Consider the following 25,171-nt stretch of genomic DNA (forward strand, 5'->3'; position numbering starts at 1 on the left):
GAGTGTCCCCAATGCCACATTGGGGGCACCCCGCTTTCAGCATCCGACCACTCACCCGGAGTTGTCCACAGCCCGTTCCCCTTGTGGACAACTCGGCGCTCCAGCCCCGTTTCCGCAGGTCCCGTCGCTGCCCTGCGATACGCTGGGCTGGGGACGCCCCCCGGGGAAGGGCGGGGGCTGGGGTGTGGGGGCTGGGGTGTGGAGGGGGAGGGTTATTCGCCTTCGATGACGTCGGGTTCGACGCCCAGGTAGCCCGCCACCTGCTCGACGAGGACGTCGTGGACGAGTTCCGCGAGTTCGCCCGGGTCTTTCGCGCGCGCTTCGAGGGGGCGGCGGTAGAGGACGATGCGGGCGCGCGTCGGGAGGCCGGCGCGGTCGACGCCGGCGGGCACGAGCCGCGACAGCGGGACGGCGCCGTCGTGCAACACGCCGTCCACTCCGGTCGGTGCGCCATCCGAGCGAACTTCGGGGACGTCGTCGACGGCGACGTCGAGCTTCGTCAGCTCGTGCCGCCACCGCGCTTCGATCGGTTCGAGCGCGTCCAAAACCAGCGCGTCGAACCTTTCCGCCCTGCTAGCGGCGGCGGGAAGGGTCGACGGATACAGCGCTCCGCGCAGGCCCCGGCCGTGCCGGTCCCGGCGCATCCGCCGTCGCTGTCGGGAATCACGAGCCGTCGCCACGAACCGAAGGGTACGCGCTCGGCGAATCAAAGCGCGTGTCGCCGGTACGCCCGGCCCGCGACGCGCTATCGTTCTCGATCGTGCGGAGCGTACGAAAGTGTTCGCGAACGGGTTGTCTCGAACCCGCTGTCGCCACGCTCACGTATGCCTACAGCGATTCGACAGCCGTCGTGGGGCCACTGGCCACCGCGAGCGAACCGCACTCCTATGACCTCTGCGAAGCCCACGCCCTCCGGCTGACCGTGCCCAAAGGCTGGGAAGTCGTCCGGCACGAAGGGGCCTTCGCCGCTCCAGACCCGTCCGCGGACGAGCTGACCGCGCTGGCCGAGGCCGTGCGTGAAGCCGGCCGTTCCGACAAGCCCGCGCCCGAGCCCGAACCCGAGGGACCCTCGGGCAGGCGCGGCCACCTGCGGGTCCTGCCCGGCCGAGCCTGACGCGGGGGACCGCCGGTAGGCTTTCGAGCGCGCCAGAGGGCGTTGTAACGAGACTATTGGCGGGGAGCAGGCGTGCCAGACCTTTCGGGCATCGTGAAGGCCTACGACATTCGCGGCGTGGTCGGTGAGCAGCTGGACGCGGCACTCGTCCGCGACCTCGGTTCGGCCTTCGCCCTGTTGATCAAACCCGAGTCGGACGCGATCGTCATCGGTCACGACATGCGCGACTCCTCGCCCGAGCTGTCCGCCGCCTTCTCCGACGGCGTGACCTCGCAGGGCCTCGACGTCGTGTCGATCGGCCTCGCCAGCACCGACCAGCTCTACTTCGCGTCCGGATCGCTCAATCTGCCGGGCGCCATGTTCACCGCCAGCCACAACCCGGCGAAGTACAACGGCATCAAGCTGTGCCGCTCCGGCGCCGCCCCTGTCGGGCAGGACTCCGGTCTCGCGGAGCTCCGCGACACCGTCGAGCAGGGCGTGCCCGCCTTCGTGGGCCAGCGCGGTTCGGTGACCGAGAAGGACGTCCTCGCGGACTACGCGGCGTACCTGCGCAAGCTCGTCGACCTGTCGGGCAGCCGCCCGCTGAAGGTCGTCGTCGACGCAGGCAACGGCATGGGCGGTCACACCGTCCCGACGGTCTTCGCGGGCCTGCCCATCGAGGTCGTGCCGATGTACTTCGAGCTCGACGGCAACTTCCCGAACCACGAGGCCAACCCGCTCGACCCGAAGAACATCGTCGACCTCCAGGCGAAGGTGCGCGAGGAAGGCGCCGACGCGGGTCTCGCCTTCGACGGCGACGCGGACCGCTGCTTCGTCGTCGACGAGCGCGGCGAGCCGGTGTCGCCGAGCGCCATCACCGCGCTGGTCGCGATCCGTGAGCTGGAGAAGGAGCCGGGCGGCACCATCATCCACAACCTGATCACGTCGAAGGGTGTCCCGGAGATCGTCGCGGAGCACGGCGGCAAGCCGGTGCGCACCCGGGTCGGGCACTCGTTCATCAAGGCCGAGATGGCCAAGACCGGCGCGATCTTCGGCGGCGAGCACTCCGCCCACTACTACTTCCGCGACTTCTGGCGCGCCGACACCGGCATGCTGGCCGCGCTGCACGTCCTCGCCGCCCTCGGCGAGCAGACGGGCCCGCTGTCCGAGCTGACCGCGGAGTACTCGCGCTACGCGGCCTCCGGCGAGATCAACTCGACCGTCGACGACCAGGTCGCGCGCATGATGGCGGTCAAGGACGCGTTCGGCGCCCGCGACGGCGTCGAAATCGACGAACTGGACGGGCTCACCGTGCAGCTTCCCGGCGGCGGCTGGTTCAACCTGCGCCCGTCCAACACCGAGCCGCTGCTCCGCCTGAACGTCGAGGCCGCCGACGCCGAGGCCGTCCGGGCGCTGACCGAAGACGTATTGACGATCGTCCGTGGGTAACGAAGGTGGCGTGAAAACACCCATCGAGACGTCCCACAGGTAGGGAGTAACCATGGCCGTCACGTTCGACGCACAGTTGCTGGAGATCCTGGCCTGCCCGTCCCCTGATCACGCGCCGCTGCGGCCGGGGACGACGGCCGACCCGGAGGCCGACGCGCTGACCTGCACCGAGTGCGGTCGGGTGTATCCGGTCCGTGATGGAATCCCGGTACTGTTGCTGGACGAAGCCACCGAGCCGACGACCCCGGATGGCGATCATGCCGACGGTCCCTGACGATTCCCTGCTCGACGATCCCGCGAGGCTGGCCGAGGCCGACACCGCGGGGCTTCTCCGTGCCGCCGCGATGGCGGGCGCCCAGGTGCGGGCGACAGCCGAAGCCGCGGCCGAACTCGAGCTGAGCGATCGGCTGGACGTCGGCCGCCCGCGCTCGCTCGTGCTGATCGACCGGCCGGGCGTCAGCCGGACGCTGACCCGGATGATCGCCGCGCTCCTCACTCCGTCGTGCCCGGTACCGGTGGTCGTCGCCGAGGTGGTGCCGAGCTGGATCGGCGCGCTCGACGTCGTCTTCGCGCACACCGACGACGCCGGTGACCGCGAGCTGGCCGCGTCACTGGAACGTGCCGCCCGGTTCGGGGCGACGGTCGTGCTGTCCGCGCCCGCGGAAGGCCCGGTCGCGGCCTCCGTCGCGGGCAAGGGATTGCTGCTCGCGCCGAGGATCCCGGTTCCGCCGGAGATGGCCTTCCCGCGCGGTCTCGCGGCCGCCCTGCTGACCGCGAACGCGCTCGGCCTGCTCGTGGCCGACCTGGAGCAGCTCGCCGACCACCTCGACGCGGAAGCCGAGAAGGACTACCTGTCCAGGGATTCGTTCGCGAACCCGGCCAAGGCGATGGCGCTGAAGATGGCCGATCGGCAGCCGCTGCTGTGGGGGCTGGACCCGGTCGCCGTCGCCGTCGGCGAACACGCGGCCCACGCGTTCGCCTCGCACGCCGCCGTCGTCTGTGACGCGGAGGACTACCGCCAGGCGCTGGCCAGGCCCGCCTTGCGGCGGGCGGCGTTGTCCGGCGGCCGGGATCGCGATATCTTCGCGGACCCGGAGGAGGGGAACGGTTCGGCGCCGAGGGTGTTGCTCCTCTCGGTTCGGACGGGACCGGCCGCGGACGCGGCCCGTTATCAGGCGGAAGACCTGCTGCCCGGTGCGGATGTGATCGCCCCGGCCGAAGAGATCGAAACGGACGAGATCGTGCGTGCGGCCGTTCTCGCGCTGCGTTTCGAGCTGGCCGCGGTCTATCTGGGACTGGCCGTCGGCAGCATCGGCGGCGCCGGGAGGTACACGCCCGCAACGGCGTGAGTCCCGAGCGCGACGTAAGCAATGAGGGCCGGCACCACCCGTGCCCGGCGAGGAGTTGAGGTGACAGTGGAGCTGCTGCGCAATGCCGTGCGGCCCTACGCGTGGGGATCGAGAACGACGATCCCCGAGCTGCTGGGGCGTCCGGTGCCGGCGCCGCATCCGGAGGCGGAGCTGTGGATGGGCGCCCACCCCGGTGACCCGTCCCACGTCATCGGCCCGGACGGCACCGAGCGGAGCCTGCTGGAACTCGTCGAAGCCGATCCGGTCGGTCAGCTCGGCACGACCTGCGCCGAACGCTGGGGCGGCAGGCTGCCGTTCCTGCTCAAGATCCTCGCCGCCGAAGAGCCGCTTTCGATGCAGGCACACCCGTCCGCCGCGCAGGCGGCGGAGGGGTACGCGCGCGAGGAGTCGGCGGGGATCCCGCGCGACGCCTCGAACCGCAACTACCCGGATCCCACGGCGAAACCGGAACTCGTCTGCGCGCTGACCGAATTCCACGCGCTGGCGGGCTTCCGTGACCCGGAACGCACGATGTCGCTGCTGAAGGCGATCGAAACACCCGGGCTGGCGAAGTACGCGGTGCTGCTGGAGGCCCAGCCGGATCCGGCCGGTTTGCGCGCGCTGTTCACCACCTGGATCACGCTGCCGCAGGCCGCGCTCGACGAACTGCTGCCCGAGGTCCTCGATTCCTGTGTGAAACACGTCCAGGGACGCGGCGAGTTCGACGTCGAATGCCGGACCATCCTCGAACTCGGCGAAGCGCATCCGCGGGACGCGGGGGTGCTCGCGGCGCTGCTGCTCAACCGGCTCACCCTCAGCGCGGGCGAGGCGATCTACCTGCCCGCCGGCAATCTGCACCTGTACCTGCACGGCACCGCCGTCGAGATCCTGGCGAACTCGGACAACATCCTGCGTTGCGGACTGACCCCCAAGCACGTCGACGTGCCGGAACTGCTCCGCGTCGTCGACTTCGCGTGCGGCGAGATGCCGGTCCAGAGCGGCGAGCGCGGCAGTGCCGATGGGCCCTCGGCGGGAAAGAACCCCGCGGACCGGCGCCTGTCGGTGTACCGCACCGACGCACCGGAGTTCGAGCTGTCGCGGATCGAATGGGAGGCCGGAGACGGCGGCGAGGTCGCCGTCCACGACGTCGGCCCGCAGATCCTGCTGTGCACCGCCGGTGGCCTGCAGGTCACGGCCGACGACGGCGAACAGGTCGAGCTCCGCCGCGGCCAGTCGGTCTGGCTCCCGGCCGCCGACCCCGCCGTCCGTGTGCGGCCGCTTTCCGCTGAGCGCACCCAGGTGTTCCGCGCCACCGCCGGCACCTGCTAGCCCCTCACCCTCGCAATTCGGCACCTGGTTGCGGTCCTTGCACGCGCAAGGACCGCAACCAGGTGCCGAATTGCGGAATCGCTTGGTCGAACTGTGTGCGTTCCGTGTGGTGGCTTCCGCAACTATCGCCCGAAGGGGTGACCCGGCGCTTGGCGTCGGCTCGTCCCGGATGTCGATAGCCAAGGAGCAGCAGTAGTGACTTCCCATCCCGACGCGGCGAGCGGACGCGCTTACCGGGCGCAGGTCTCCGCGCGCCCCACCGCTCTGCTCGCCGCGCTCGGACTCGCCGTCGTGACCGTGCTCGTCCCGGTCGTCGACCTGGTGCTTCCCTTGCCGAGCGGCCAAGACCTGGCCGGTTCGGCGCAGGCGCTGGCAGGATTCGCCGGCGACACGATCGAGTCGATCAAAGCCGCGGGCTCCGGCCTGCACGGCCTCGCCGCCGGCGCGGAGAGCAGGCTGAACCTCCCGCTGGTCGTGCTCGTCTCGCTCGGCGCACAGGTCCTGCTCACCGCCGCGCTGGTGGTGACGGGCACCCAGCCCGTCCGCGTGATGCTGACCGTCGCCGGGCTGATCAACGTGTTCGCGGTCGCGCGACTCGGGCCCGCCTCGGCGCCGGTGTGGGACGCCGCGGCCAACGGGGTGCTGGTGATCACGCTGGCCTGGTTCTCCGCCGGACGGCGTGAACCAAGGCCCGCCGCTCTGTGATCTTGACTGAGGGTGATCCGGACTGATGGTGATCGCGGACTGATGGTGATTTCCGGGTGGTGCCCGTCTGAGGGGTCGGGCACCGCTCGGTCAGGCCGGGGCGGGTTCGGTGAGCGACAACAGCAACCGGACGAGGGTCGAAGCGTTGGCGTCGTGGGGGACTTCCAATCGCTTCGCCTCTTCGCCCGCCGCCTCGGCCGCTTTTGTTTCCCCGACGGCCTCGTACGCCCTGCGCAGCACGTGCAGGGTGAGGCCTGTCGCGGGTTTCCCGCCCATGGCACGGAATTCGTCGAGACAGCGGCGCAGCACGGGGATCGCGCGATCGGCCCGGCCGTCGCCGATCCAGCTCGCGGCGATCGCCCGCGTGCAGGAAAGCTCCCTCGGCCGTTCTTCGAGCGCTCCCGCCAGCCGCCGCGCGTTCTCGTAGGCCTTCACCGCGCCGTCACGCCGTCCGGCGCCCGCGAGGATCGCGCCCTGGGTGCGCAACGACTTCGCCAGCGCCGATTTCGCCGTCGTCCGCCGCAGGACCCGGACCGATTCCTCGATCGTCGCCAAGGCCTCCTCCGGGCGCCCGTCGAGCATCAGCGACCACGAAAGTCCTTGCAGGGCAACGCCGAGCTGGCGTTCGTCGCCGCTTTCGCGCGCCTGGGAGAGGATCCGGCGATCGATCTCCAACGCCTCGGAGATCTTGCCCAGCCTGTGCAGCGCGGCGGATTCCGCGCGCCTCGCGTGGGTCCCGGAATCCTCCACAGTGGACAGTTCTCGGGCCTGGGTCGCGGCGTGCAGCGATTCCCCGGCCCGGCCGAGCCCGACCAGGCTGTGCGCCAGATTGGTCTCCACCCACGCCTGCGTGGCCAGATCACCCAGCTCCGCCAATTCCTTCGAACATTCGCGATAGCCCTCGACGGCGCGTTCGTACTCGCCGCGAACATGCAGCAACACCGCCAGATTCGCCTCGGCGATGACCACGATGTGCCGGTCATCCGCCTCGCGGGCGGCGTCACGCAACGTCTCGTACGCCGTCCGCATATCGGTGTAATGGCTGTGCAAGTACAGGTACGCGCTCAGTCTTTCCAGTATCCGCAACGCTTTCCGCCGCCAGCCGACGGCGCACAGCGACGAGACGGCGGCGACCAGGTTGGCCCGCTCCACCGAGAACCAGGTGCCGGGATCACGCAGCAGCCGCTCGACCAGCTCGCCGGCCAGGGGTTGCACGGGGACATCGTGATCCGACAACGGCATCGGCACCGTCCTCGGCAGGCGGCGGGCCGCCGTGTCGGCGAGGCACAACGCCGCGTCCGACACCTTCGCGACGGTGGCCACCCGCTCGGCGCGGGTCTCCAGTTCCCTGCCGAGTTCCGTGGCGAACACCCGCACCAGGTCGTGCACGCGGAACCGCTGCTCACCCGTCGGATCGAGACCGGTGGCTTCGAGCAGGCTGGCCTCGACGAGTTCGTCGATGGCCTCGTCCGAGCCTTCGCTATCGGCACCGTCGACCAGGGTCGACACCGCCCACGCGGGCAGGTCGAGGGTGCGGCAGCGGCCGATCGACCGGAACGCGCGCCGCGCCGCCGGGCTCAGCGCCTGATAGCTCAACGCGATGCTGCCGCGCACCTGGAGGTCGCTGACCTGGAGCTCGTCGAGGCGCGAGACCTCGTCTTCCAGCTTCCCGGCGAGCTTTCCGAGCGGCAACCCCGGCCGCATGGCGAGCCTGCTGCCGGCGATCCGCAGCGCCAGCGGGAGATTGCCGCAGGCCTTGGCGATCCGCTCCGCGTCCGCGGCTTCGGCGCCCACCCGGTCCGGCCCGGCGAGCCGTGCCAGGAGGGTCATCGCCTCGGCGCCGGACAACGGTGCGAGGTGGAGGCGATCCGCCCCGGCGAGCCCGGAAAGCCGCCGCCTGCTGGTGATCAGGACGGCGCTGCCCGGCGTTCCCGGCAGCAGCGCGCGGACCTGATCGGGACTCGCGGCGTCGTCGAGCACCACGAGGACCCGCCGATCGGCGAGGCGGCCGCGGTACACCGCCGCCCTGGCGTCGACGTCGTCCGGGATGGCCGGGCCGGTGACGCCCAGCGCGCGCAACAGGTCGCCGAGGACGGTGGCGAGGTCGCGAGGGCTGGAGGCGCCGGCCAGCGGGACGAACAGTTGCCCGTCCGGGAAGGACCGGCGGAGCCTGTGCGCGGTGCTGACCGCGAGGGTGGACTTGCCCGCGCCGGGCTGGCCGGTGATCACCGCGACGGGGACCCCCGCGCCGTCGCCGAGCAGCCCGGAAAGCTTCGCGATCTCGTCCTCACGGCCCGCTAGATCCGCGATGTCCGGAGGCAGCTGGCAGATCGGGAAGACCGGCGCCGGCTTCGCCGAGGGCACCGGATCCTCACCGCGCAACACGGCGGCGTGCACGCGGCGGACCTCGGCGCCGGGTTCCACGCCGAGCTCCTCGACGAGGATGGCACGCAGATCGCGGTGGACGGCCAGCGAATCGGCCTGCCGCCCGGCGCGGTGCAACGCGACCATCAGCTGCGCGGCCAGCCGCTCGCGCAGGGGATGTTCGGTGATCATCGCCTGGAGTTCGCCGGTGAGCTCGCCGTGCCTGCCGTCGGACAGTTCGGCGTCGACACAGTCTTCGAAGGCGGCGAGCCGTTCCGACTCGAGCCGGGCGACGTCCGCGTCGAGCCGGGGGATGTGCAGCCCGGACAGGACCGGCCCGCGCCATTCCGCCAGCGCCCGGCGATAGTGCCCGGCGGCGGCCGCCGGATCGCCCGCCCGCGCCGCCGCCTTCTCGGCCGCGACGGCTTCGCGGAAGGACAGCAGATCGAGGTCGCCGGGCTCGACCACCAGCCGGTAGCCGTGTGGATCCCGCTCGATCTCCAGCCCCTCGAAGCGGGCCCGCAGACGGGAGACGTACGTGTGCAGATTCGAGGAGTACGACTTCGGCGGCGTCTCCGGCCAGAGCGTCTCGACCAGGGCGTCGACCGGGACGGGCGAGTTCGCGTTCAGCAGAAGGACGGCCAGCAGGGCACGCTGATGATCGCCGCGCGGCGTCGTCCGCCGCCCGCATGGGCTCTCGATCATCAACGGTCCGAGCACGCCGAATCGCGGCACGGGCACCTCCCAGGTCATGAGAGGGGCGAGACTAGCGAGGGGGCCCGACAATTCTGTGACCTGTCCCGCCCGGCGCGTACGGGCTCATCTGCACTGCTAGCCTTCGAACCCGGCATATCGGGACACCATCCGGGGAGTTGCACGTGTCTGCAGGTGGCGGAACCAAGGCGATCATCGCCGCGCTCGTGGCGAACGCCGGAATCGCGGCCGCGAAATTCACCGGCTTCCTCATCACGGGGTCGTCGTCGATGCTGGCCGAGTCCGTGCACTCGCTCGCGGACACCTCGAACCAGGGCCTCCTGCTGCTGGGACAGAAGACCTCGCAGCGCGCGGCGACGCGCACCCACCCGTTCGGCTTCGGGCGGGACCGGTACTTCTACTCGTTCATCGTCGCGCTGATGCTCTTCAGCCTCGGCTCGGTGTTCGCGCTGTACGAGGGCATCCACAAGATCAGCGAGCCGGAGGCACTGACCTCGCCGCTGGTGGCGGTCGGCATCCTCGTGGTCGCGATCGGGCTGGAGTGCTACTCCTTCTACACGGCGATCCAGGAATCGAAGAAGATCAAGGGCGACGCGGGCTGGTGGGCGTTCATCCGCCAGGCCAAGACCCCCGAACTGCCGGTGGTCCTGCTGGAGGACGCGGGCGCGCTGCTCGGCCTGGTGTTCGCGCTCGCGGGCGTCGGGCTCTCGGTCATCACCGGCGAACCGGTGTGGGACGGCATCGGCACCGTCACGATCGGCCTGCTGCTCGGGATCATCGCGATCATCCTGATCATCGAGATGAAGAGCCTGCTGATCGGCGAAGGCGCCACCGAGACCGACCTCGACGCGATCGTCGACGAACTCGCCGCCGGCAAGGTCGAGCGGGTCATCCACATCCGCACGCTGTACATCGGCCCGGACGAGATGCTGGTGGCCGCGAAGCTCGCGCTGGTGCCCGGGCTGGACACCGCCGACATCGCGCAAGCCATCGACGACGCCGAAGCGCGTGTTCGCGCGAAGGTGCCGACGGCGAAGCTGATCTACCTGGAGCCCGACCTGGACCGCGCGCTGGCCTGAGCCCGGCCGGCCCAAGACGTGCAATGAAGGGGCCTTTCATAGCAAAATTTGCTATGAAAGGCCCCTCCATTGCAGGTGGGCGGGGGTCGCGTGAGAGGTGTCCTTGAAGGCCTCCTTGAGGGATCCTGAGTCCCTCAAGGAGGCCTTCACGGACTTTTCGGGCGCCGCGAACGCGGCCGGGGCAACTGTCCATACACCGCCGATTACCGCCGCGACCTCCGGGTACTTCGTTGCTCTCCCACCGCGCTGCCGTCGAGGCCGGGCGATAGGGTCCCTTGAACCGCAGTCAGGTGTAGGAGGTCAAGGGTGCCCGGAAACGGTCTGTGGCGTACGAAATCCATCGAGCAGTCCATCGCGGACACCGACGAGCCGGGGACGAAGCTCCGGCGGAACCTGAGCGCGTGGGATCTGACCGTCTTCGGCGTCGCCGTCGTCATCGGTGCCGGGATCTTCACCCTCACCGCGCGCACGGCCGGTGACTTCGCGGGGCCGTCGGTCTCGCTCGCGTTCGTGTTCGCGGCCATCGCCTGCGCGCTGGCCGCCCTCTGTTACGCGGAATTCGCGTCGACCGTTCCGGTGGCCGGGAGCGCGTACACGTTCTCCTACGCCACGTTCGGCGAGTTCATGGCGTGGATCATCGGCTGGGACCTCATCCTGGAACTCGCCGTCGGCGCGGCCGCGGTGTCGAAGGGCTGGTCCGCCTACCTCGAAACCGTGCTCTCCTACATCTTCGGCAAGGGCACGAAGACGACGTTCGAGCTCGGCCCGATCCCGGTCGACTGGGGTGCTCTGCTGGTGGTGCTCGTACTGGCCACGCTGCTCGCCGTCGGCACGAAGCTGTCTTCGCGCTTCTCCATGGTGATCACCGCGATCAAGGTCGCGGTGGTGCTGTTCGTGATCGTGCTCGGCATCTTCTACATCAAGGGTTCGAACTACACCCCGTTCATCCCGGAGGCTCAGTCCGCCGCGGAGTCGGCGTCCACCGGGGTCGACCAGTCGCTGTTCTCGCTGTTCGCCGGTGGCGGCAGCAGTTCGTTCGGCGTCTTCGGCCTGCTGGCCGCGGCGTCGCTGGTGTTCTTCGCGTTCATCGGGTTCGACATCGTCGCGACCACCGCCGAGGAGACCCGCAACCCGCAGAAGGCCGTGCCCCGCGGCATTTTCGGCTCGCTCGCCATCGTCACGGTGCTGTACGTCGCCGTGTCGCTCGTGGTCGTCGGCATGGTGAACTACAAGGAGCTCTCCACCTCGGCGGGTGACGGCGGCAAGAAGACGCTCGCGTCCGCGTTCGCGGTCAACGGCGTCGACTGGGCGGCCAACATCATCTCCGTCGGCGCCCTCGCCGGGCTGACGACCGTCGTCATGGTGCTGATGCTCGGCCAGATCCGGATCATCTTCGCGATGTCGCGTGACGGCCTGATGCCGCGCGGCCTCGCGAAGACCGGGGAACACGGCACGCCGAAGCGGGCGACGATCGTCGTCGGCGGGCTGGTCGCGGTCGCGGCGACCTTCTTCCCGGCGGACAAACTCGAGGAAATGGTCAACGTCGGGACGCTGTTCGCTTTCGTTCTGGTCTCCGCGGGCGTGCTGGTGCTGCGCAAGACCCGGCCCGATCTGCCACGCGCCTTCCGGGTGCCGTTGGTCCCGCTGATCCCGATCCTGGCGATCGTCGCCTGTCTCTGGCTGATGCTGAACCTGACCGTGCTCACGTGGCTGCGGTTCCTGGCCTGGATGGCGCTGGGCGTCGTCATCTACTTCGCCTACAGCCGTCGCAACTCGCTGCTCGGCAAGCAGAACAAGGACGAGGTCCCGACGTCCGTTCCGGACTGATCTTTCTCGTTTCGGCGGCCCACCATTCCTTTGTGGATGGTGGGCCGTTTTGTCGGGGGCCCCGGTTTCGGTGTGAAATCGGTGTGCGATAGCGTCCGGTCTCTGCTTCCCCCTGACGGGTGAACGGGACTCGTGCAGACGTACCGCGAGTTGACCTTCATCCCTCCAAAGAGGCGCCACGCTTTGCTCGTTTGTCCCCCGATCGGTACAGGAGAGCTCTGAATGCAGATCAACCCCAGACGGCGCGTCCGCTCCGCCGTCACTGTCGTCGCCCTCGCCACCGTCGCACTGCTGGGCACGGCGGGCACCGCCCTCGCGACTCGCAGCGACGACCGCGCCACCCAGGTCGTGGGTGAAAACGCCACCACCTGCGAGGGTGCCAAGCTGCCGGGCAAGGTCCTGCCTACTTCGGACCTGACCTTCACCGGCGGCACGGACAACCTCCTCCTCAACATCACCGCGGTCGACAAGGGCGTCACCGTCACGGCGATCGTGGTCAAGGGCGGCCACGGTTACAACGTCTACGTTCCCGGGGAGAAGGGGCTGCCCGAGAACCCGCCGTGGACCGAGCTGCGTTCGCCGCTGAACAAGGGCGACCAGCAGGCGGCGATCAGCCACTGGTTCGTCTGCGGTGAGAAGAAGACGCCGCCGACCGAGCAGCCGAAGCCGAGCGAGCCGACGAAGACCTCGACGGCCAAGCCGCCGACTTCGGCGCCGACCACCTCGAAGCCGTCGGAGTCCTCCGGCACGCCGACCAGCACCACCGCCCCGGCCCCCGCGGTCGACGGCAACGGCGGCAACGGCGGCGGCCTCGCGGACACCGGTTTCGACAACGCCTGGCTGCTGTGGGCCGGTGGCCTGCTGGTGCTGGCCGGTGCCGGCGTCCTGGTCCTGCTGCGCGTGCGTCGCGGCAAGACCGACTGAAGCTAGCGAACGCCTGAAGGCCCTCTTCCTCGTGAAGGGGGCCTTCAGCGCATTTGTGGGAAGTCCCCGAACAGCGATCCCTGCTCGCCCCAAGGGTTCGTGGGCCGGGGGCGGCCGAGACCGGCGGCCATCGCGACGGCGTTGTCCCATTCGGCGTCGACGACGTAATCCGTGTGCTTGAGGACGCCGGGCGCCCAGCGGTGCCGTCCGGTCGGCCCGCGCATCGGGTCGGGCAGCCAGTGATCGCCGCCGAGCACCAGGACGCCCTGCTCGTCGGCCTCGGCGGCCAGCGGCCCCGTCCCGCCGCCGGGCAGGTAGCCGTCGCCCAGCAGTTTCCCGGACACCACCCGATGCCGCCATGTCGTGACGCCGCCGCCGAAGATGTCCGTCCCTCGGCACAGCGCCCGCCAGCGGCCGTCGAGATCCTCGTACAACCCGGCGAGCTGCTCCTGCGGCAGCATCGCGGGGAACGCGCGCTGATAACCCCATTGCAGGGGTGAGCCCGCGGTCAGCAGTCCGACGCGGTCGCGGTCCTCCGGCGGCAGATCGGCGATCACCCGTGCCGCGGCGAGCACCGTCAGCAGGCTGCCGAGGTTGTATCCGGACAGCACGACGCGCGTGCCCGGCTCGGCCAGATGCTCCTTGACCCGCTCCGCGAGTTCCGGGACGACCCTGAGCGCGTAACTCGGCGGCACGGTCGGATGGGCGGCACGCGGCCAGAAGCACACGAGATCCGCCAGCGCGCCGAGGTGACGGCTGCGCTTGGGGGTGGTCGCGGCGGCGAACACGACGCGCAGCAGGCCGGCCGCCATCGCGCCCAGCGCGAACACGCCGATCGCCGAAATCGGCTTGAACCAGTCGGGCAGTGGGCCGAAACCGAAGCGCAGCACCAGGAGCGCGCCTCCGCCCGCCGCCATCGCCAGCGCGACTGTGAGCGCGAGATGGTGCAGATGCTTGCGTTCCCACGAAGCGCGGGCCCACGCACTCGCGGCTTCCTCTTCCTGCGCCTTGTCGATCTCCATCAACGCGACGATCTTCGGGATGCCGCGGCGCAACCGGCGCAGCGGGACGGCCACCGCGAAGCCCAGCACGCCGAGCACGACGGCGAGCGCGAGCCCGGCGCCCCACAGCACCGTCACCAGGGAGTAGGTGTCGGGCAGCCGGAGATCGGTCGCGCCGACCAGTTGCCGCAGCGCGACCGCGAGCCCGGCGCCGAAACCGCCGCCGAGCAGGCCGGCCAGCGCGACCACCGGCGCCGCCGCCCAGCCGCCGAGCCAGGGCCGCAGCCGGTGCGGCAGATGCTTCCAGGCCGACCGGCCGAGCAGCGCCGCCGGGGCGAGCACCAGCGCGAACAGCGCGGTCGCCGCGACCATGGCCGCGCCCAGCGCCTCGACCGTCCCGTCCGCTCCGCCGAGCCCGCCGCCCGGCAGACCCGCGGGCAGCGGCGTCCGGCGTACGACGGCGATCCCGACCAGTACGACGGCGACCGCGATCACCCCGCCCCGGATCACTGGTCCGGCGGAGAACCCGACCGTCGAGGCCACCAGTGCGGCGAGGACGAGTGCCAGCGCGCAGATCCAGACGATCAGGTCGAACGTCACCGTCGGCAGCCGGAACGGCCCGCCGAGCAACGGGAGCGCGACACAGGTCAAGGCGGCGACGGTGTGCAGCGTGCGCAGGCCCGGCGTCCGCGGCAGGTCCTGCGGTTGCAGCGGGCTCGAACTGTGGGCGCGGTGCCGCCTGTCCCGTGACCGCCAGTCCGACGACGGGATCCGGTCGAGCACGAAGATCAGCACCAGCAGCGGGACCACCCCGATCGCGGTCCGCAGCGGCGCGAAGTCCCGCAGGAACGACGGCGCCCCTTCGAGACAGGTCGAACCCGGGGCGAGGCATTGCGCGGCGAACAGGTCGAGCGAGACCACCGCGAGCTGGCTGATCAGCAACATCGTCAGCAGCAGCGAGGCCACCCGCAGCAGCCCTCGGCATACCGCGCCGAGCAGTGCCGCGGACCGCCTGCCCTCCGGGACCGGCGGCAGCATCCAATGCGCGACGTTCGCCAGCGAGAACGGGAACAGCAGCGCCCACGTCGCCTTCGCCGCGCCACCGGAGGTCATCCCGCTCCACAGGTAGCCTTCGAGGATGCGCGGGATCGAACGGCCGAGCGCGGGCAGCACCGGACCGGGAGCGGGACGGCGCAGCCGGTCCGACGGCCGGATCAGCCTGCCGATCCCGTCGCCCGCGACGTCGACGACGGACGTCGAATCCAGCAGGCTTTCACCGCTCGTGCCCACTAGCCCGGGTACGCGTATTTCGACGACGCGGGTATCGGGACCCGGCATGACCACGGTGAAGGCCTCCAAACCGTTCAGTGGGGACTGAGCCGACAACGGTACTGTTCCGATGTCATCCAACCTTGGAGGAAGCGCGCATATGACCCCCGAAAGCGTTGCCAAGCGGCACGACACCCGCAACGGCATCGAGTTCGCCGTCGCCGATCTCGAGGCCGCCGAGTTCGGCCGCAAGGAGATCCGCCTCGCCGAGCACGAGATGCCGGGCCTGATGGCGCTGCGCCGCGAATACGCCGAGGTGTATCCCTTGCGGGGAGCCCGGGTTTCGGGCTCGCTGCACATGACGGTACAGACCGCGGTCCTGATCGAAACCCTCGTCGCACTGGGTGCCGAGGTGCGCTGGGCCTCCTGCAACATCTTCTCCACCCAGGACCACGCGGCCGCGGCGATCGTCGTCGGCCCGCACGGCACTCCCGAGGAGCCCAAGGGTGTTCCGGTGTTCGCCTGGAAGGGCGAGTCGCTGGAGGAGTACTGGTGGTGCACCGAGCGGATGCTGACCTGGGACGGAGAGGGTCCCAACATGATCCTCGACGACGGCGGCGACGCCACCATGCTGGTGCACAAGGGAACCGAGTTCGAGAAGGCGGGCGTCGTCCCCTCACCGGACGAGGACACCTCGGACGAGTTCCGCGTGTTCCTGCAGCTGCTGAGTGCTTCGGTCGCGGCCGACACCGGCAAGTGGACCAAGATCGGCGAAGGCATCCGCGGGGTCACCGAGGAGACCACCACCGGCGTGTTGCGGCTCTACCAGCTCGCCGCGGCCGGTGAACTGCTGTTCCCGGCGATCAACGTGAACGACGCGGTGACCAAGTCGAAGTTCGACAACCGCTACGGCATCCGGCACTCGCTGATCGACGGCATCAACCGCGGCACCGACGTCCTCATCGGCGGCAAGGTCGCGGTCGTCTGCGGTTACGGCGACGTCGGCAAGGGCGCCGCGGAATCGCTGCGCGGCCAGGGCGCGCGGGTGATCATCACCGAGATCGACCCGATCTGCGCGCTGCAGGCGGCGATGGACGGCTACCAGGTCAAGAAGCTGGAGAACGTCCTCGGCGAGGCCGACATCATCATCACGACCACCGGCAACAAGGACGTCGTGCTCGTCGAGCACATGGCGCGGATGAAGCACCAGGCGATCCTGGGCAACATCGGCCACTTCGACAACGAGCTCGACATGGCGGGCCTCCAGCGCTACCCGGGCATCCGGCGGATCACCATCAAGCCGCAGGTCGACGAGTGGGTCTTCCCTGATGGCAAGAGCATCCTGGTGCTGTCCGAGGGCCGTCTGCTGAACCTTGGCAACGCGACCGGGCACCCGTCGTTCGTGATGTCGAACAGCTTCTCCAACCAGGTGATCGCGCAGATCGAGCTGTTCACCAAGTACGAGGAGTACGACAAGGAGGTCTTCCGCCTCCCGAAGAAGCTCGACGAGAAGGTCGCGAAGATCCACCTCGACGCGCTCGGCGGTGAGCTCACGAAGCTGACCAAGGAGCAGGCCGAGTACATCGACGTGGACGTCGAAGGTCCGTTCAAGACCGACCACTACCGGTACTGACGGCTGCGGGTCCGTGAAGGCCTCCTTGAGGGATCCAGGATCCCTCAAGGAGGCCTTCACGGACTTCGGGGTCTAGAGGAACGGACGGGCCGGTGTGAAGGGAGCTTTCCCCGCATCGTGCGCGGAAAGTCCCCGGCGCAGGCGACCAGTTCGCTGACGACCCCTACCGAGCGCGTGCGATGAAAGGCCCCTTCATTGCAAAATTTGCAATGAAGGGGCCTTTCATCGCACGCGCTAGCGCCACTCGACCTCGATGCCGGCCAGCCCCGGCCCGGCGTCGCTGAAGAAACCACTGGTCACGCCGCCCATGTCGAGCGGCAGCTCCTCGGACTCGACGGGCACGGCGTCGTCGCGGGTCCGGAACTGCCGCGTGCAGCGGGCGGGCAGCGCGCCGAGCGCGAACTTGAGCTGCACCAGATAGCTCGAGCACTGGTCCCGCAGCATCCGGAAGTAGCCGGGCGACGCGGTGCCGGAATCGTCGCGGACCTCGAAGCAGAACACGTGGATCTCGCCCTCGGCGAGCTTCCGGTCGAAGAGCAGTTCGGTGGCCATCGTCTCGGCCTCGGCGTTGCGCCGGATCCGGCCGACGCGGCAGCCCTCGGCGGTGATCAGTTCGACGTCGCCGATGTTGCAGCCGGGGTCGCCGTTGTAGACGGTGACGTACCGGTCCGGGCCGTGCCGCCGGGCCCGGCACACCAGCCGGGTCTGGAGGCCGACCTGCCGGTGCGCGGCGTCGAAGGTGATCGTGTCGTGCACCGCGAGCATCTCGAGGTCGGCGTTGTAGCGGTTGGACGACGGGTACGCGCCCAGTTCGGCCAGCAGCTGGTCGACGATCGAGCCCATGTCCCCGGACCGGATGTCGTGGAAGGACGCGGCCATCTGATGTCCGCGTGCCCGCGTCGTCCGCGGCCCGATCAGTACGACGAGCGCGTCCGCGGGCAGTTGCAGCACCGATTCCAGCGCACGCACGGCCGGGAGCGCCTTGGGTACCTCCGGCTGGCGCAATCCGCGCTGCCAGTAGCTCAACGTCGACTGTCCGATTTGGACACCGCGGAGCCCGAGGTGGGCCCGGAGCCGGGCGAGGGACAGCCCCCGGTAGGCGATCGCCTGCCGCAGGGCGTGGTGGAACTCGCCGCTGCGGAGGGCCTCGACGAGCTCCTTGGGCAGGGCTTCGAGCGATTGACGGCGCGTGCCGTCGATGATCGTCGGGGTGTCCACGGCCGAGGCAAGCTTTCCCGCCGAGGACGGATCAGCCCTGGCCGAGGCATGCTCTCCCGCCGAGAACGCATCGACACCGTCTCGTGTCACCGCTCGTCCCTTCACCAGACCAGTGTGTGCGCTGAGCGTGAACGCCGCGGAACGTTCACGTTAGCAGCGCACTGTGAACACTACGTCCCCCGTTCGGGGTGGTTGACCCCGGAAGAGTGACCGTTCCGGGGTGTGGAAACGCCCCGGAACGGTCCGTTCCACCGAGTGCCCATCTTGCTCTGCGTGAACCTTCTGTTCACCGTTGTGACCACATTGGTTCGCCATGGTGACCAGGAGGCCCGTCGTGCCTGTGTTCTCGAGCAGGGTTTGCGCCGCCGGCGCCGCGAGTCTGGCGGCGTGGCTGGCGATCCAGACCCCGGCGAGCGCGCTGCCCTCGCCGGCTGCCCGCCAGCACCCCATCGCCATGCAGGCGCAGGAGAAGTCCCAGTGGTGCTGGGTGGCTTCCGGCAACACCATCGCGGCACACCACGGCGTGGCCCTCACTCAGAACGAATTCTGCCGGATCGCCCACGACGAACGTCGCCGGGAGTGCGCCGACAAGCCGGGAACGCTGGGCGACGTCCGGCGCGCCTTCGGCAAGCTCGGCTTCTCCTCCCCGGGGAACTACGTCAAGGGCCGCGTCCCCTTCGCCGCCGTCCATGCGCAGACCGGCGCGGGCAAGCCGGTCCAGACGCGGGTCGGCTGGGCCGCGGGCGGCGGTCACATGCACGTGCTCTACGGCGCCGACGCCGGCCGGAAGTGGGTCTCGTGGGGGGATCCACTGCCCACCGGGAGCCGCCACAACTGGTCGACCTACGACTTCTACGCCGGTAACAAGTCCTTCACCTGGACTCACACGCTCTCCGGGATCCGGCGATGAGCGCGCGGCGTTTTCTCGGGCTTGCCGGGCTGGTCGCGGTCGCGCTGCTGATCTCGGCGCCCGGAGCGCGCGCGGATCACCTGTCCAGTGAAGATCTCGCGGCCGCGAAGGCGGCTGCGGACGACCCCACGCTGCGTGCCGAAATCGGCCGCTTTCTCACCCAGGCGAGTGGTTCGAGTCAAACGCCGTCGGTCAGTGCTGTCTACGTCATCGACGAATCCTTCCCGGTTTACGAGCTTTCGAGGGACTTCGTCGCCGGGGACGGCGCGGTCGCCGGACGGCTTGCCTACGTCGCGGTCCCGGTGACGGCGTCCGACGGGCAGACCGCGACCCTCTGGTCGGTCCGCGGCGACGACGGCGCCTGGCGCGTCGGCAATATCGCTTCGGGTGACCGGGAAAGCGCACTGGCCCGGCGGCTGCCCGCCGGCGCGGCGCTGCTCCACGAACCCCAGGTCGACGCCTGGTACGCGCTGCGCGACGGCAGGGTGACGTTGCTCGATTCGGGCGCCAGCGGTTCCGCGGCCGGTGCTTCGGTCACCCTCGCGGAGTACCAGAAGACGGTCTCCGGCCGCTACGGCGAACTGCTCGCGAACTCGCCGTACGCCCAGGAGGGCAAGGCCGGCGGTTACAACGCCCAAGTGATGCCCCGCGGCGACGGCGGCCCCGCGCCCGACGCGCAGGACACCGGCTTCGTGCCGCTGCTGATCTTCGGCGGCTTGCTCCTCATCGGTGTCGCCGGCTTCTGCCTGCACTCGAAGAGGCGCGTCCCCTAGCGGACCGGTGGGCCGGACGTGTGCTGACCCCGTCTGGCCCGCCGGTCGACCACGGCGCCTTAAGGTAGGCGTGTGGGACGACTCGTGGTGATCGAAGGTCTGGACGGCGCGGGCAAGCGCACCCTCGCCGACGCGTTGACCGGTGCGCTGAACGCGGCCGGGGCGAGCGTCACGTCCATCGCGTTCCCGCGTTACGGCGAAAGCGTGCACGCCGACCTCGTGAAGGAAGCGCTGCACCGCGGCCACGGCGACCTCGCCGACTCCGTCTACGGCATGGCGATGCTCTACGCGCTCGATCGGCGGGGCGCGGCCGACGAGATCCGCGCTCGGCTCGGCGAGCACGACGTCGTACTGCTCGACAGGTACGTCGCGTCGAACGCGGCGTACGGTGCCGCCCGGCTCCATCAGGGTGCGGACGGCGAGTTCGTGCGCTGGCTGAAGGAGCTGGAGATCGACCGGTTCGGCCTGCCGGTGCCCGTCGCGCATCTGCTGCTCCGGGTCACCGCGGACGTCGCCGCCCGTCGCGCGCAGCGCCGCGCGGAGAGCGACGCCGACCGCGCGCGGGATTCCTTCGAAACCGACGACGCGCTCCAGAAGCGGTGCTCGGTGGTTTACGACGAACTCGCCGCGACGGGCTGGCTCGCGCCCTGGCACGTTCTCGACGGCGTCGCCGGTGTCGACACCGCCGCGCTGGCCACCTCCCTCCTTCGCGATTAGTCACCTACTTGCGATGTTTCGCATGGGCAAGGATCGCGATCAGGTGCCGAGTCGCGTGAGCAGCCAGGAGTGGAACTCGCCGATGTGGTGCTCGGACGGCATCAGCACCCCGCCGCCGCGGTAGGCGCGGGACGCCATCGCGGGCTGGCAGCGTTCGCAGGCGCCGAAGTCCTGCTCGTTGACGCGGTGGAACAGCTCCACCGAGCGTGACACGTCCCGGCCCGAGGCCACGACCTCCTCGGAATAGAGCCAGTCGCATTCGACGACCGTCCGGTCCGGTGCGAGCGGGTACATCCGGTGGAAGATCACGTGATCCGGCACCAGGTTCACGAACACCTGCGGCCGGATGGTGATCGCGTAGTACCGCCTGTCCTGCTCGGTCGCGACACCGTCGAGCCGGTCGAACCCCGAACCGCCGTCGATGGTGAACCCGTCGACGTCCTCGCCGAACTCGGCGCCGTGCCCGACGAAGTACTGCGCCGCGTACCCGTCGGCGAATTCCGGCAGCACCTCGGTCAGCTCCGGATGGATGGTCGCGCAGTGGTAGCACTCCATGAAGTTCTCGACGATCAGTTTCCAGTTCGCTTTGACGTCGTAGGTGATCCGGCGCCCGACCGAGAGCCGGTCGAGGCCGTAGCGCTCGATCGATTCCAGATCGCCCAGCCGTTCCCGCACCGCGCCCTCGACGCCGGCCTCGAACGACGGCGGGTCCGCGGCGAGGCAGACCCACGCGTAGCCCAGCCATTCCCGCAGCCGCACGGCATGCAGCCCGTACTCGGCGCGGTCGATGCCGGGGAGGTTCGCCAGGTTCGGCGCCGCGATCAGCTTCCCGTCGAGCCCGTACGTCCACGCGTGGTACGGGCACTGGAACGCGCGTTTCACCGTGCCCGACTCCTCGGTGCACAGCCGGGCGCCACGATGGCGGCAGACGTTGAGGAAGGCCCGCAGCCCGCCGTCCCGCCCGCGGCTGACGATCACGCTCTCCCGTCCGACTTGGACGGTCCGGAAGTCGCCCGCGGACGGCAGATCCGCCGCCCGCACCGCGCAGAACCACTGGCGTTCGAAGATCTTCTCCTGCTCGGCCGCGAAGATCACGGGATCGGTGTAGTAGCCGCCGCCGAGTGTCGGGATGAGGCTCGTCATCTCGGGACTCCGGCGAAGCGGTCGGGATCGAACAAAGCGACCGGATGGCCGGTCGTGCCGTCCACGACGAGGTCGGCGAGGATCTCACCGACCACCGGGACGAACTTGAAGCCGTGCCCGGAGAACCCGCAGGCGACCACCACGCGTTCGTGCGCCGGATGGCGGGAGATGACGAAATGCTCGTCGGGGGTGTTCGTGTACATGCAGGTCGCCGCGCGGAGGAAGGCACCGGGCAGCGACGGCATCTTCCGCCCGACGAAACCCGAAATCTCGTCGACCTCGTCGGCGTGCACTGTCCGGTCGATGGTCGACGGCGTGCACGTCTCGCCGCCGCGGAAGAACGCGACCTTCACGCTTCCGGCGTCGTCGTGTGAGGGGAAACCGTAGAACTGGCGGCCGTTCTCGCCTTCCCAGACGTAGATCGGATGCCGTCCGGCGCGGAACGGCTCCGCGCCGCCCGACGGCGCGAACCAGTACTGGACCTGGCGTTCGATGGTGAAGTCGATCCCGAGTTCGGCGAGCAGCTCCGGTGCCCAGGCGCCGGGGCAGATCACCAGCTGTTCCGCCGTGTAGAAGTTCTGTGACGTGCCGACCCGGACACCGGTCGAAGTCTGCCGCCACGAAATGACCTTCTCCTCGTGGTGCAGCTCCGCTCCGGCCCGGGCGGCGAGCTGGAGATGCGCCGCCACACTGCCTTCCGGCACCACGAACCCGGCGTTCTCCTCGTACAACGCGATCTCGTGGTCCGCCGGGCGCATCGTCGGGAACCGGCGCCGGATCTCCGCCGCGTCCAGCAGTTCATGCGGCAGCTCCCATTTCCGGGCGCTGGCCAGGCTTCCCGCCACCGTCCGAGAATCGGGGCCGCCGAGCATGATGCCGCCGCAGCGGGTGAAGATCTTCCGGCTGGAGTCGCGTTCGACGCCGTCCCACAGTTCGTGCGCCCGCAGCAGGAGCGGCACGTACGCGGGATCCTCGAAGTACGCCTGCCGGGTGATCCGCGAGCCGCCGTGGCTGGACCCGAGGTTGTGCACCGGCGCGAACCGGTCGATGCCCAGCACGCGCTGTCCTCGCCGGGCGAGCCGGTACGCGGCCGCGCTGCCCATCCCGCCGAGGCCGATGACGATGACGTCGTAGTGGCTCATGCGGCGCTCCTGATCCGGTCCATGCCGGGGTCGAACAGCGGTTCGCGCGCCACGACGGCGGGGATCCGCTCGCCGAAGTACTCGATCTCCAGCGGCCTGCCCGGCTGGGCGAACTCCACCGGAAGCCAGGCGTACGCGATGTTCTTGCCGACGGTGTAGCCGTACGCGGCGCTGGTGACGTACCCGGCCGGACGGCCGTCGGCGTACACCGGTTCCTTGCCGAGCACGACGGAGTACGGATCGTCGACGGTGAGACAGGTCAGCTTCCTGGCGACAGTGTCCTCCGAGCGGCCCGCCAGTGCGTCACGTCCGATGAAGTACCCCTTGTCCATCCGCACGGCGAAACCGAGCCCGGCCTCGTACGGATCGTGTTCGGCGGTGACGTCCGTGCCCCACAGCCGGTAGCCCTTCTCCAGGCGCATGCTGGAGAAGGCGTCCCGTCCGGCGGCGATGATCCCGTGTGCCTGCCCGGCTTCCCAGAGCGTGTCCCACAGCCGGCGGCCGAGGTCCGCGCTCGTGTACAGCTCCCAGCCGAGTTCGCCCACATAGGACAGTCGCATCGCGGTCACCGGCACTTGGCCGACGTACGCCTGCTTCGTCTTGAAGTAGCCCATCGCCTGGTGTGAGAAGTCCGTTGTGGACAGTGGCTGCAGTACCGCTCTGGCGAGCGGGCCCCAGAGCCCGATGCAGCAGGTGCCCGGGGTCGTCTCGTGGATCTGCGCGGCGCCGTCGCCGGGGAGGTGCCTTCGCAGCCAGTCGATGTCGATCGGGCTGTTGAGGCCGACCTGGAACCGCTCGGCACCGAGCCGGGCGACGGTCAGGTCGCTGCGCACGCCTCCGTCCTCGTCGAGCAGCAGCGTGTACGTGACCGAGCCAGGCTTCTTGCCGAGCTGGTTCGTGGTCATCGTCTGCAGGAACGGCAACGCGCCAGGACCCGTGACCTCCACGCGTTTCAGCGACGTCATGTCGAACATCGCCACCCGCTGCCGCGCGACCAGCGCTTCGGCGCCGCCGATCGGCGACCAGTACCGCGCGGCCCAGTCGTTGCGTTCCGGGATGAGGCCGACCTCCGGGAGATCCGCGTTCGCCTCGTACCAGTGCGGCCGTTCCCAGCCGCTCGCTTCGAGGAAGTACGCGCCGAGCTCCGCTTGCCTCCCGTGGAAGGGACTCGTTCGCAGCGGCCGTGGTTCTTCCATGGGTTGCAAGGGATGAACGACGTCGTAGACCTCGACGAAGCTCTGGCAACTACGCGCCATGACGTAGTCCGGGGCCAGCTGCACCCGCTCGAACCGGGCGAGGTCGCAGCCGTGCAGATCCGCGTCGGGCCGTCCGTCGACCAGCCACTGCGCCATGGCCCGCGCGACCCCGGCCGAATGCGTGATCCAGACGGCTTCGGCGACCCAGAAGCCGTCGAGGTCCGGATGCTCGCCCAGCAGCGGCATGCCGTCCGGGGTGAAGGAGAACAGGCCGTTGATGCCTTCCTCGACCTTGGTCTCACCCAGCGACGGCAGCAGGTCGACGGCGGCGGCCCAGGACGGCTCGAAGTCCTCGGGGGTGAACGCCAGTTCCGACGGCATGCCCTCGTCCGCCCCGATCTCCCCGGCGGGCAACGGCATCGGCCGGTGCCCGTACGCGCCGATGCCGATCCGGTCGACGTGTTCGCGGAAGTAGAGGTCGGCGTCCTGATGCCGCAGGATCGGCCGGGTGGCCTCCTCGGTCACCCCGGCGAGTGACGGCAGCGGGGTGGTGCGCGCGTACTGATGCGCCATCGGGACCAGCGGGATCGTGAGGTCCACCAGTTCGCCGAGCAACGGCCCCCACATCCCGGCGCACGAGAGCACGATGGCCGCGCGGAAGCTCCCCGTCTCGGTGGTGACGCCGGTGACCCGGCCGCCCGACCGTTCGATCCCGACGACCTTCTGGCGCGCGAGGAACCTCGCGCCGCGCCCGATCGCCCGGCGGGCCTGCGCCTCGGCCGCCCGCAAGGGTTTGGCCAGCCCGTCGGAGGGGATGTGGAACCCGCCGAGCACCTTGGCCGGATCGAGCAGCGGATGCAGCGCGGCGCATTCGGCCGGTTCGATCAGCCTGCTTTCGACGCCCGACGCGGCCGCCCAGCCGTGACGGCGCTTGAGGTCGGCGAGCCGTTCCGGCGTCGTGGCCACCTCCAGCCCGCCGACGGGGCGGAAACACGGCTTCCCGTCGAGGTCGAGCCCGCCGTATTTGGCGACGGTGTACTGGGCGAACGACGTCATCGTGCGGCAGGCGTTGGTCTGGAAGACCAGCCCTGGCGCGTGCGAACTCGACCCGCCGGTGGTGAACAGGTCGCCCTGGTCCAGCACGGTGAGGTCGGTCCAGCCACGTTCGGTGAGCTCGTCGGCGAGCGCGCAGCCGACGATGCCGGCGCCGATCACGACGACGCGGGGTCCTGGGGGCATGGTTGGGGGTACCTCCTGCCTGCCCTGGAGAGTCCACAAAGGACACAGGGGCATCGGGGTGACAGGCGCTGTTGCGGATGAGGCACGTTGTTCCGTC

The 25,171-nt window shown here is 69.8% G+C and carries 20 protein-coding genes; 13 read left to right on the forward strand and 7 right to left on the reverse strand.

Translation table 11 applies throughout. From position 1 onward, the window contains the following. Positions 1-212: 212 nt before the first annotated feature. On the reverse strand, positions 213-644 hold the full coding sequence (locus DL990_RS18770) for a metallopeptidase family protein (RefSeq protein WP_007028954.1): 432 nt from the start codon (positions 642-644) through the stop codon (positions 213-215). Between the two features lie 116 nt (positions 645-760). On the opposite strand from DL990_RS18770, the gene DL990_RS18775 reads away from it, so the two are divergent. The 6 genes from DL990_RS18775 (at position 761) to DL990_RS18800 (ending at position 5,925) form a co-directional block, all read left to right on the forward strand. Then, positions 761-1,114 carry a DUF3499 domain-containing protein gene (locus DL990_RS18775; RefSeq protein WP_073848429.1) on the forward strand — a complete coding sequence of 118 codons (354 nt, stop codon included), beginning with the start codon at positions 761-763 and terminating at the stop codon, positions 1,112-1,114. A 72-nt stretch (positions 1,115-1,186) separates the two neighbouring features. Continuing rightward, positions 1,187-2,542, forward strand: coding sequence for a phosphomannomutase/phosphoglucomutase (locus tag DL990_RS18780; RefSeq protein WP_125788358.1), 1,356 nt, complete (start codon positions 1,187-1,189; stop codon positions 2,540-2,542). Positions 2,543-2,594: 52 nt separating this feature from the next. Then, the gene (locus DL990_RS18785) at positions 2,595-2,816 is read left to right on the forward strand and encodes a Trm112 family protein (protein WP_125673982.1); all 222 of its coding nucleotides are present in this window, start codon (positions 2,595-2,597) and stop codon (positions 2,814-2,816) included. Continuing rightward, positions 2,800-3,891: a hypothetical protein gene (locus tag DL990_RS18790; RefSeq protein WP_125799421.1), complete on the forward strand. Its 1,092-nt coding sequence runs from the start codon at positions 2,800-2,802 to the stop codon at positions 3,889-3,891. The genes DL990_RS18785 and DL990_RS18790 overlap by 17 nt, the downstream gene beginning before the upstream one ends. Before the next feature lie 66 nt (positions 3,892-3,957). Beyond that, positions 3,958-5,220, forward strand: coding sequence for a mannose-6-phosphate isomerase, class I (gene manA / locus DL990_RS18795; RefSeq protein ID WP_125799629.1), 1,263 nt, complete (start codon positions 3,958-3,960; stop codon positions 5,218-5,220). Between the two features lie 195 nt (positions 5,221-5,415). Continuing rightward, positions 5,416-5,925 (forward strand): hypothetical protein, encoded by a 510-nt coding sequence (locus DL990_RS18800; protein ID WP_125799422.1) that lies wholly within the window; start codon positions 5,416-5,418, stop codon positions 5,923-5,925. A gap of 90 nt (positions 5,926-6,015) precedes the next feature. Here DL990_RS18800 and DL990_RS18805 read toward each other — a convergent pair whose 3' ends face one another. Continuing rightward, entirely contained in the window at positions 6,016-9,024 is a 3,009-nt protein-coding gene (locus DL990_RS18805) for a BTAD domain-containing putative transcriptional regulator (RefSeq protein WP_125799630.1), read from the reverse strand. 143 nt (positions 9,025-9,167) lie between these two features. Here DL990_RS18805 and DL990_RS18810 point away from each other — a divergent pair, with 143 nt between their 5' ends. The 3 genes from DL990_RS18810 (at position 9,168) to DL990_RS18820 (ending at position 12,833) form a co-directional block, all read left to right on the forward strand. Beyond that, positions 9,168-10,082 carry a cation diffusion facilitator family transporter gene (locus DL990_RS18810; protein ID WP_125799423.1) on the forward strand — a complete coding sequence of 305 codons (915 nt, stop codon included), beginning with the start codon at positions 9,168-9,170 and terminating at the stop codon, positions 10,080-10,082. A 306-nt stretch (positions 10,083-10,388) separates the two neighbouring features. Next, a complete protein-coding gene (locus tag DL990_RS18815) occupies positions 10,389-11,909 on the forward strand; it encodes an amino acid permease (RefSeq protein ID WP_125799424.1) in 1,521 nt (506 codons plus the stop codon). A gap of 222 nt (positions 11,910-12,131) precedes the next feature. Next, positions 12,132-12,833 carry an LPXTG cell wall anchor domain-containing protein gene (locus tag DL990_RS18820; RefSeq protein WP_125799425.1) on the forward strand — a complete coding sequence of 234 codons (702 nt, stop codon included), beginning with the start codon at positions 12,132-12,134 and terminating at the stop codon, positions 12,831-12,833. A gap of 44 nt (positions 12,834-12,877) precedes the next feature. On the opposite strand, the gene DL990_RS18825 is transcribed toward DL990_RS18820, so the two are convergent. Beyond that, positions 12,878-15,172 (reverse strand): hypothetical protein, encoded by a 2,295-nt coding sequence (locus DL990_RS18825; protein WP_233620508.1) that lies wholly within the window; start codon positions 15,170-15,172, stop codon positions 12,878-12,880. A gap of 91 nt (positions 15,173-15,263) precedes the next feature. Between DL990_RS18825 and ahcY the strand changes: the two genes are divergently transcribed. Continuing rightward, the gene (ahcY, locus tag DL990_RS18830; protein ID WP_125788364.1) at positions 15,264-16,736 is read left to right on the forward strand and encodes an adenosylhomocysteinase; all 1,473 of its coding nucleotides are present in this window, start codon (positions 15,264-15,266) and stop codon (positions 16,734-16,736) included. Positions 16,737-16,970: 234 nt separating this feature from the next. On the opposite strand, the gene DL990_RS18835 is transcribed toward ahcY, so the two are convergent. Beyond that, positions 16,971-17,954, reverse strand: a complete 984-nt coding sequence (locus tag DL990_RS18835) for a hypothetical protein (protein ID WP_125788524.1) — start codon at positions 17,952-17,954, stop codon at positions 16,971-16,973. A 340-nt stretch (positions 17,955-18,294) separates the two neighbouring features. Here DL990_RS18835 and DL990_RS18840 point away from each other — a divergent pair, with 340 nt between their 5' ends. From DL990_RS18840 to DL990_RS18850, 3 genes are all read left to right on the forward strand, one after another. Beyond that, the gene (locus DL990_RS18840; RefSeq protein ID WP_125788525.1) at positions 18,295-18,864 is read left to right on the forward strand and encodes a papain-like cysteine protease family protein; all 570 of its coding nucleotides are present in this window, start codon (positions 18,295-18,297) and stop codon (positions 18,862-18,864) included. Then, positions 18,861-19,637: a hypothetical protein gene (locus DL990_RS18845; protein WP_125788365.1), complete on the forward strand. Its 777-nt coding sequence runs from the start codon at positions 18,861-18,863 to the stop codon at positions 19,635-19,637. Before DL990_RS18840 ends, DL990_RS18845 begins: the two co-directional genes overlap by 4 nt. 84 nt (positions 19,638-19,721) lie before the next feature. Beyond that, entirely contained in the window at positions 19,722-20,354 is a 633-nt protein-coding gene (locus DL990_RS18850; RefSeq protein ID WP_199746510.1) for a dTMP kinase, read from the forward strand. Between the two features lie 39 nt (positions 20,355-20,393). On the opposite strand, the gene DL990_RS18855 is transcribed toward DL990_RS18850, so the two are convergent. From DL990_RS18855 to DL990_RS18865, 3 genes are read right to left on the reverse strand one after another with little or no spacing between them, the layout of a single operon-like run. After that, on the reverse strand, positions 20,394-21,497 hold the full coding sequence (locus tag DL990_RS18855; protein ID WP_125799427.1) for an aromatic ring-hydroxylating dioxygenase subunit alpha: 1,104 nt from the start codon (positions 21,495-21,497) through the stop codon (positions 20,394-20,396). Beyond that, positions 21,494-22,639, reverse strand: coding sequence for an N-methyl-L-tryptophan oxidase (gene solA / locus DL990_RS18860; protein ID WP_125799428.1), 1,146 nt, complete (start codon positions 22,637-22,639; stop codon positions 21,494-21,496). The genes DL990_RS18855 and solA overlap by 4 nt, the downstream gene beginning before the upstream one ends. Further along, positions 22,636-25,074, reverse strand: coding sequence for an FAD-dependent oxidoreductase (locus DL990_RS18865; protein WP_125799429.1), 2,439 nt, complete (start codon positions 25,072-25,074; stop codon positions 22,636-22,638). Before DL990_RS18865 ends, solA begins: the two co-directional genes overlap by 4 nt. Positions 25,075-25,171 lie beyond the last annotated feature (97 nt).

Origin of the sequence: Amycolatopsis sp. WAC 01416 (genome assembly GCF_003947485.1) — a bacterium.
GTDB lineage: Bacteria > Actinomycetota > Actinomycetes > Mycobacteriales > Pseudonocardiaceae > Amycolatopsis.

Coding starts and splice junctions, on each gene's coding strand:
- DL990_RS18855 (WP_125799427.1), bottom strand. CDS start 21,497: ATGACGAGCCTCATCCCGACACTCGGCGGCGGCTACTACACCGATCCC.
- DL990_RS18865 (WP_125799429.1), bottom strand. CDS start 25,074: ATGCCCCCAGGACCCCGCGTCGTCGTGATCGGCGCCGGCATCGTCGGC.
- DL990_RS18825 (WP_233620508.1), bottom strand. CDS start 15,172: ATGCCGGGTCCCGATACCCGCGTCGTCGAAATACGCGTACCCGGGCTA.
- DL990_RS18845 (WP_125788365.1), top strand. CDS start 18,861: ATGAGCGCGCGGCGTTTTCTCGGGCTTGCCGGGCTGGTCGCGGTCGCG.
- solA (WP_125799428.1), bottom strand. CDS start 22,639: ATGAGCCACTACGACGTCATCGTCATCGGCCTCGGCGGGATGGGCAGC.
- DL990_RS18770 (WP_007028954.1), bottom strand. CDS start 644: ATGCGCCGGGACCGGCACGGCCGGGGCCTGCGCGGAGCGCTGTATCCG.
- DL990_RS18785 (WP_125673982.1), top strand. CDS start 2,595: ATGGCCGTCACGTTCGACGCACAGTTGCTGGAGATCCTGGCCTGCCCG.
- ahcY (WP_125788364.1), top strand. CDS start 15,264: ATGACCCCCGAAAGCGTTGCCAAGCGGCACGACACCCGCAACGGCATC.
- DL990_RS18820 (WP_125799425.1), top strand. CDS start 12,132: ATGCAGATCAACCCCAGACGGCGCGTCCGCTCCGCCGTCACTGTCGTC.
- DL990_RS18790 (WP_125799421.1), top strand. CDS start 2,800: ATGCCGACGGTCCCTGACGATTCCCTGCTCGACGATCCCGCGAGGCTG.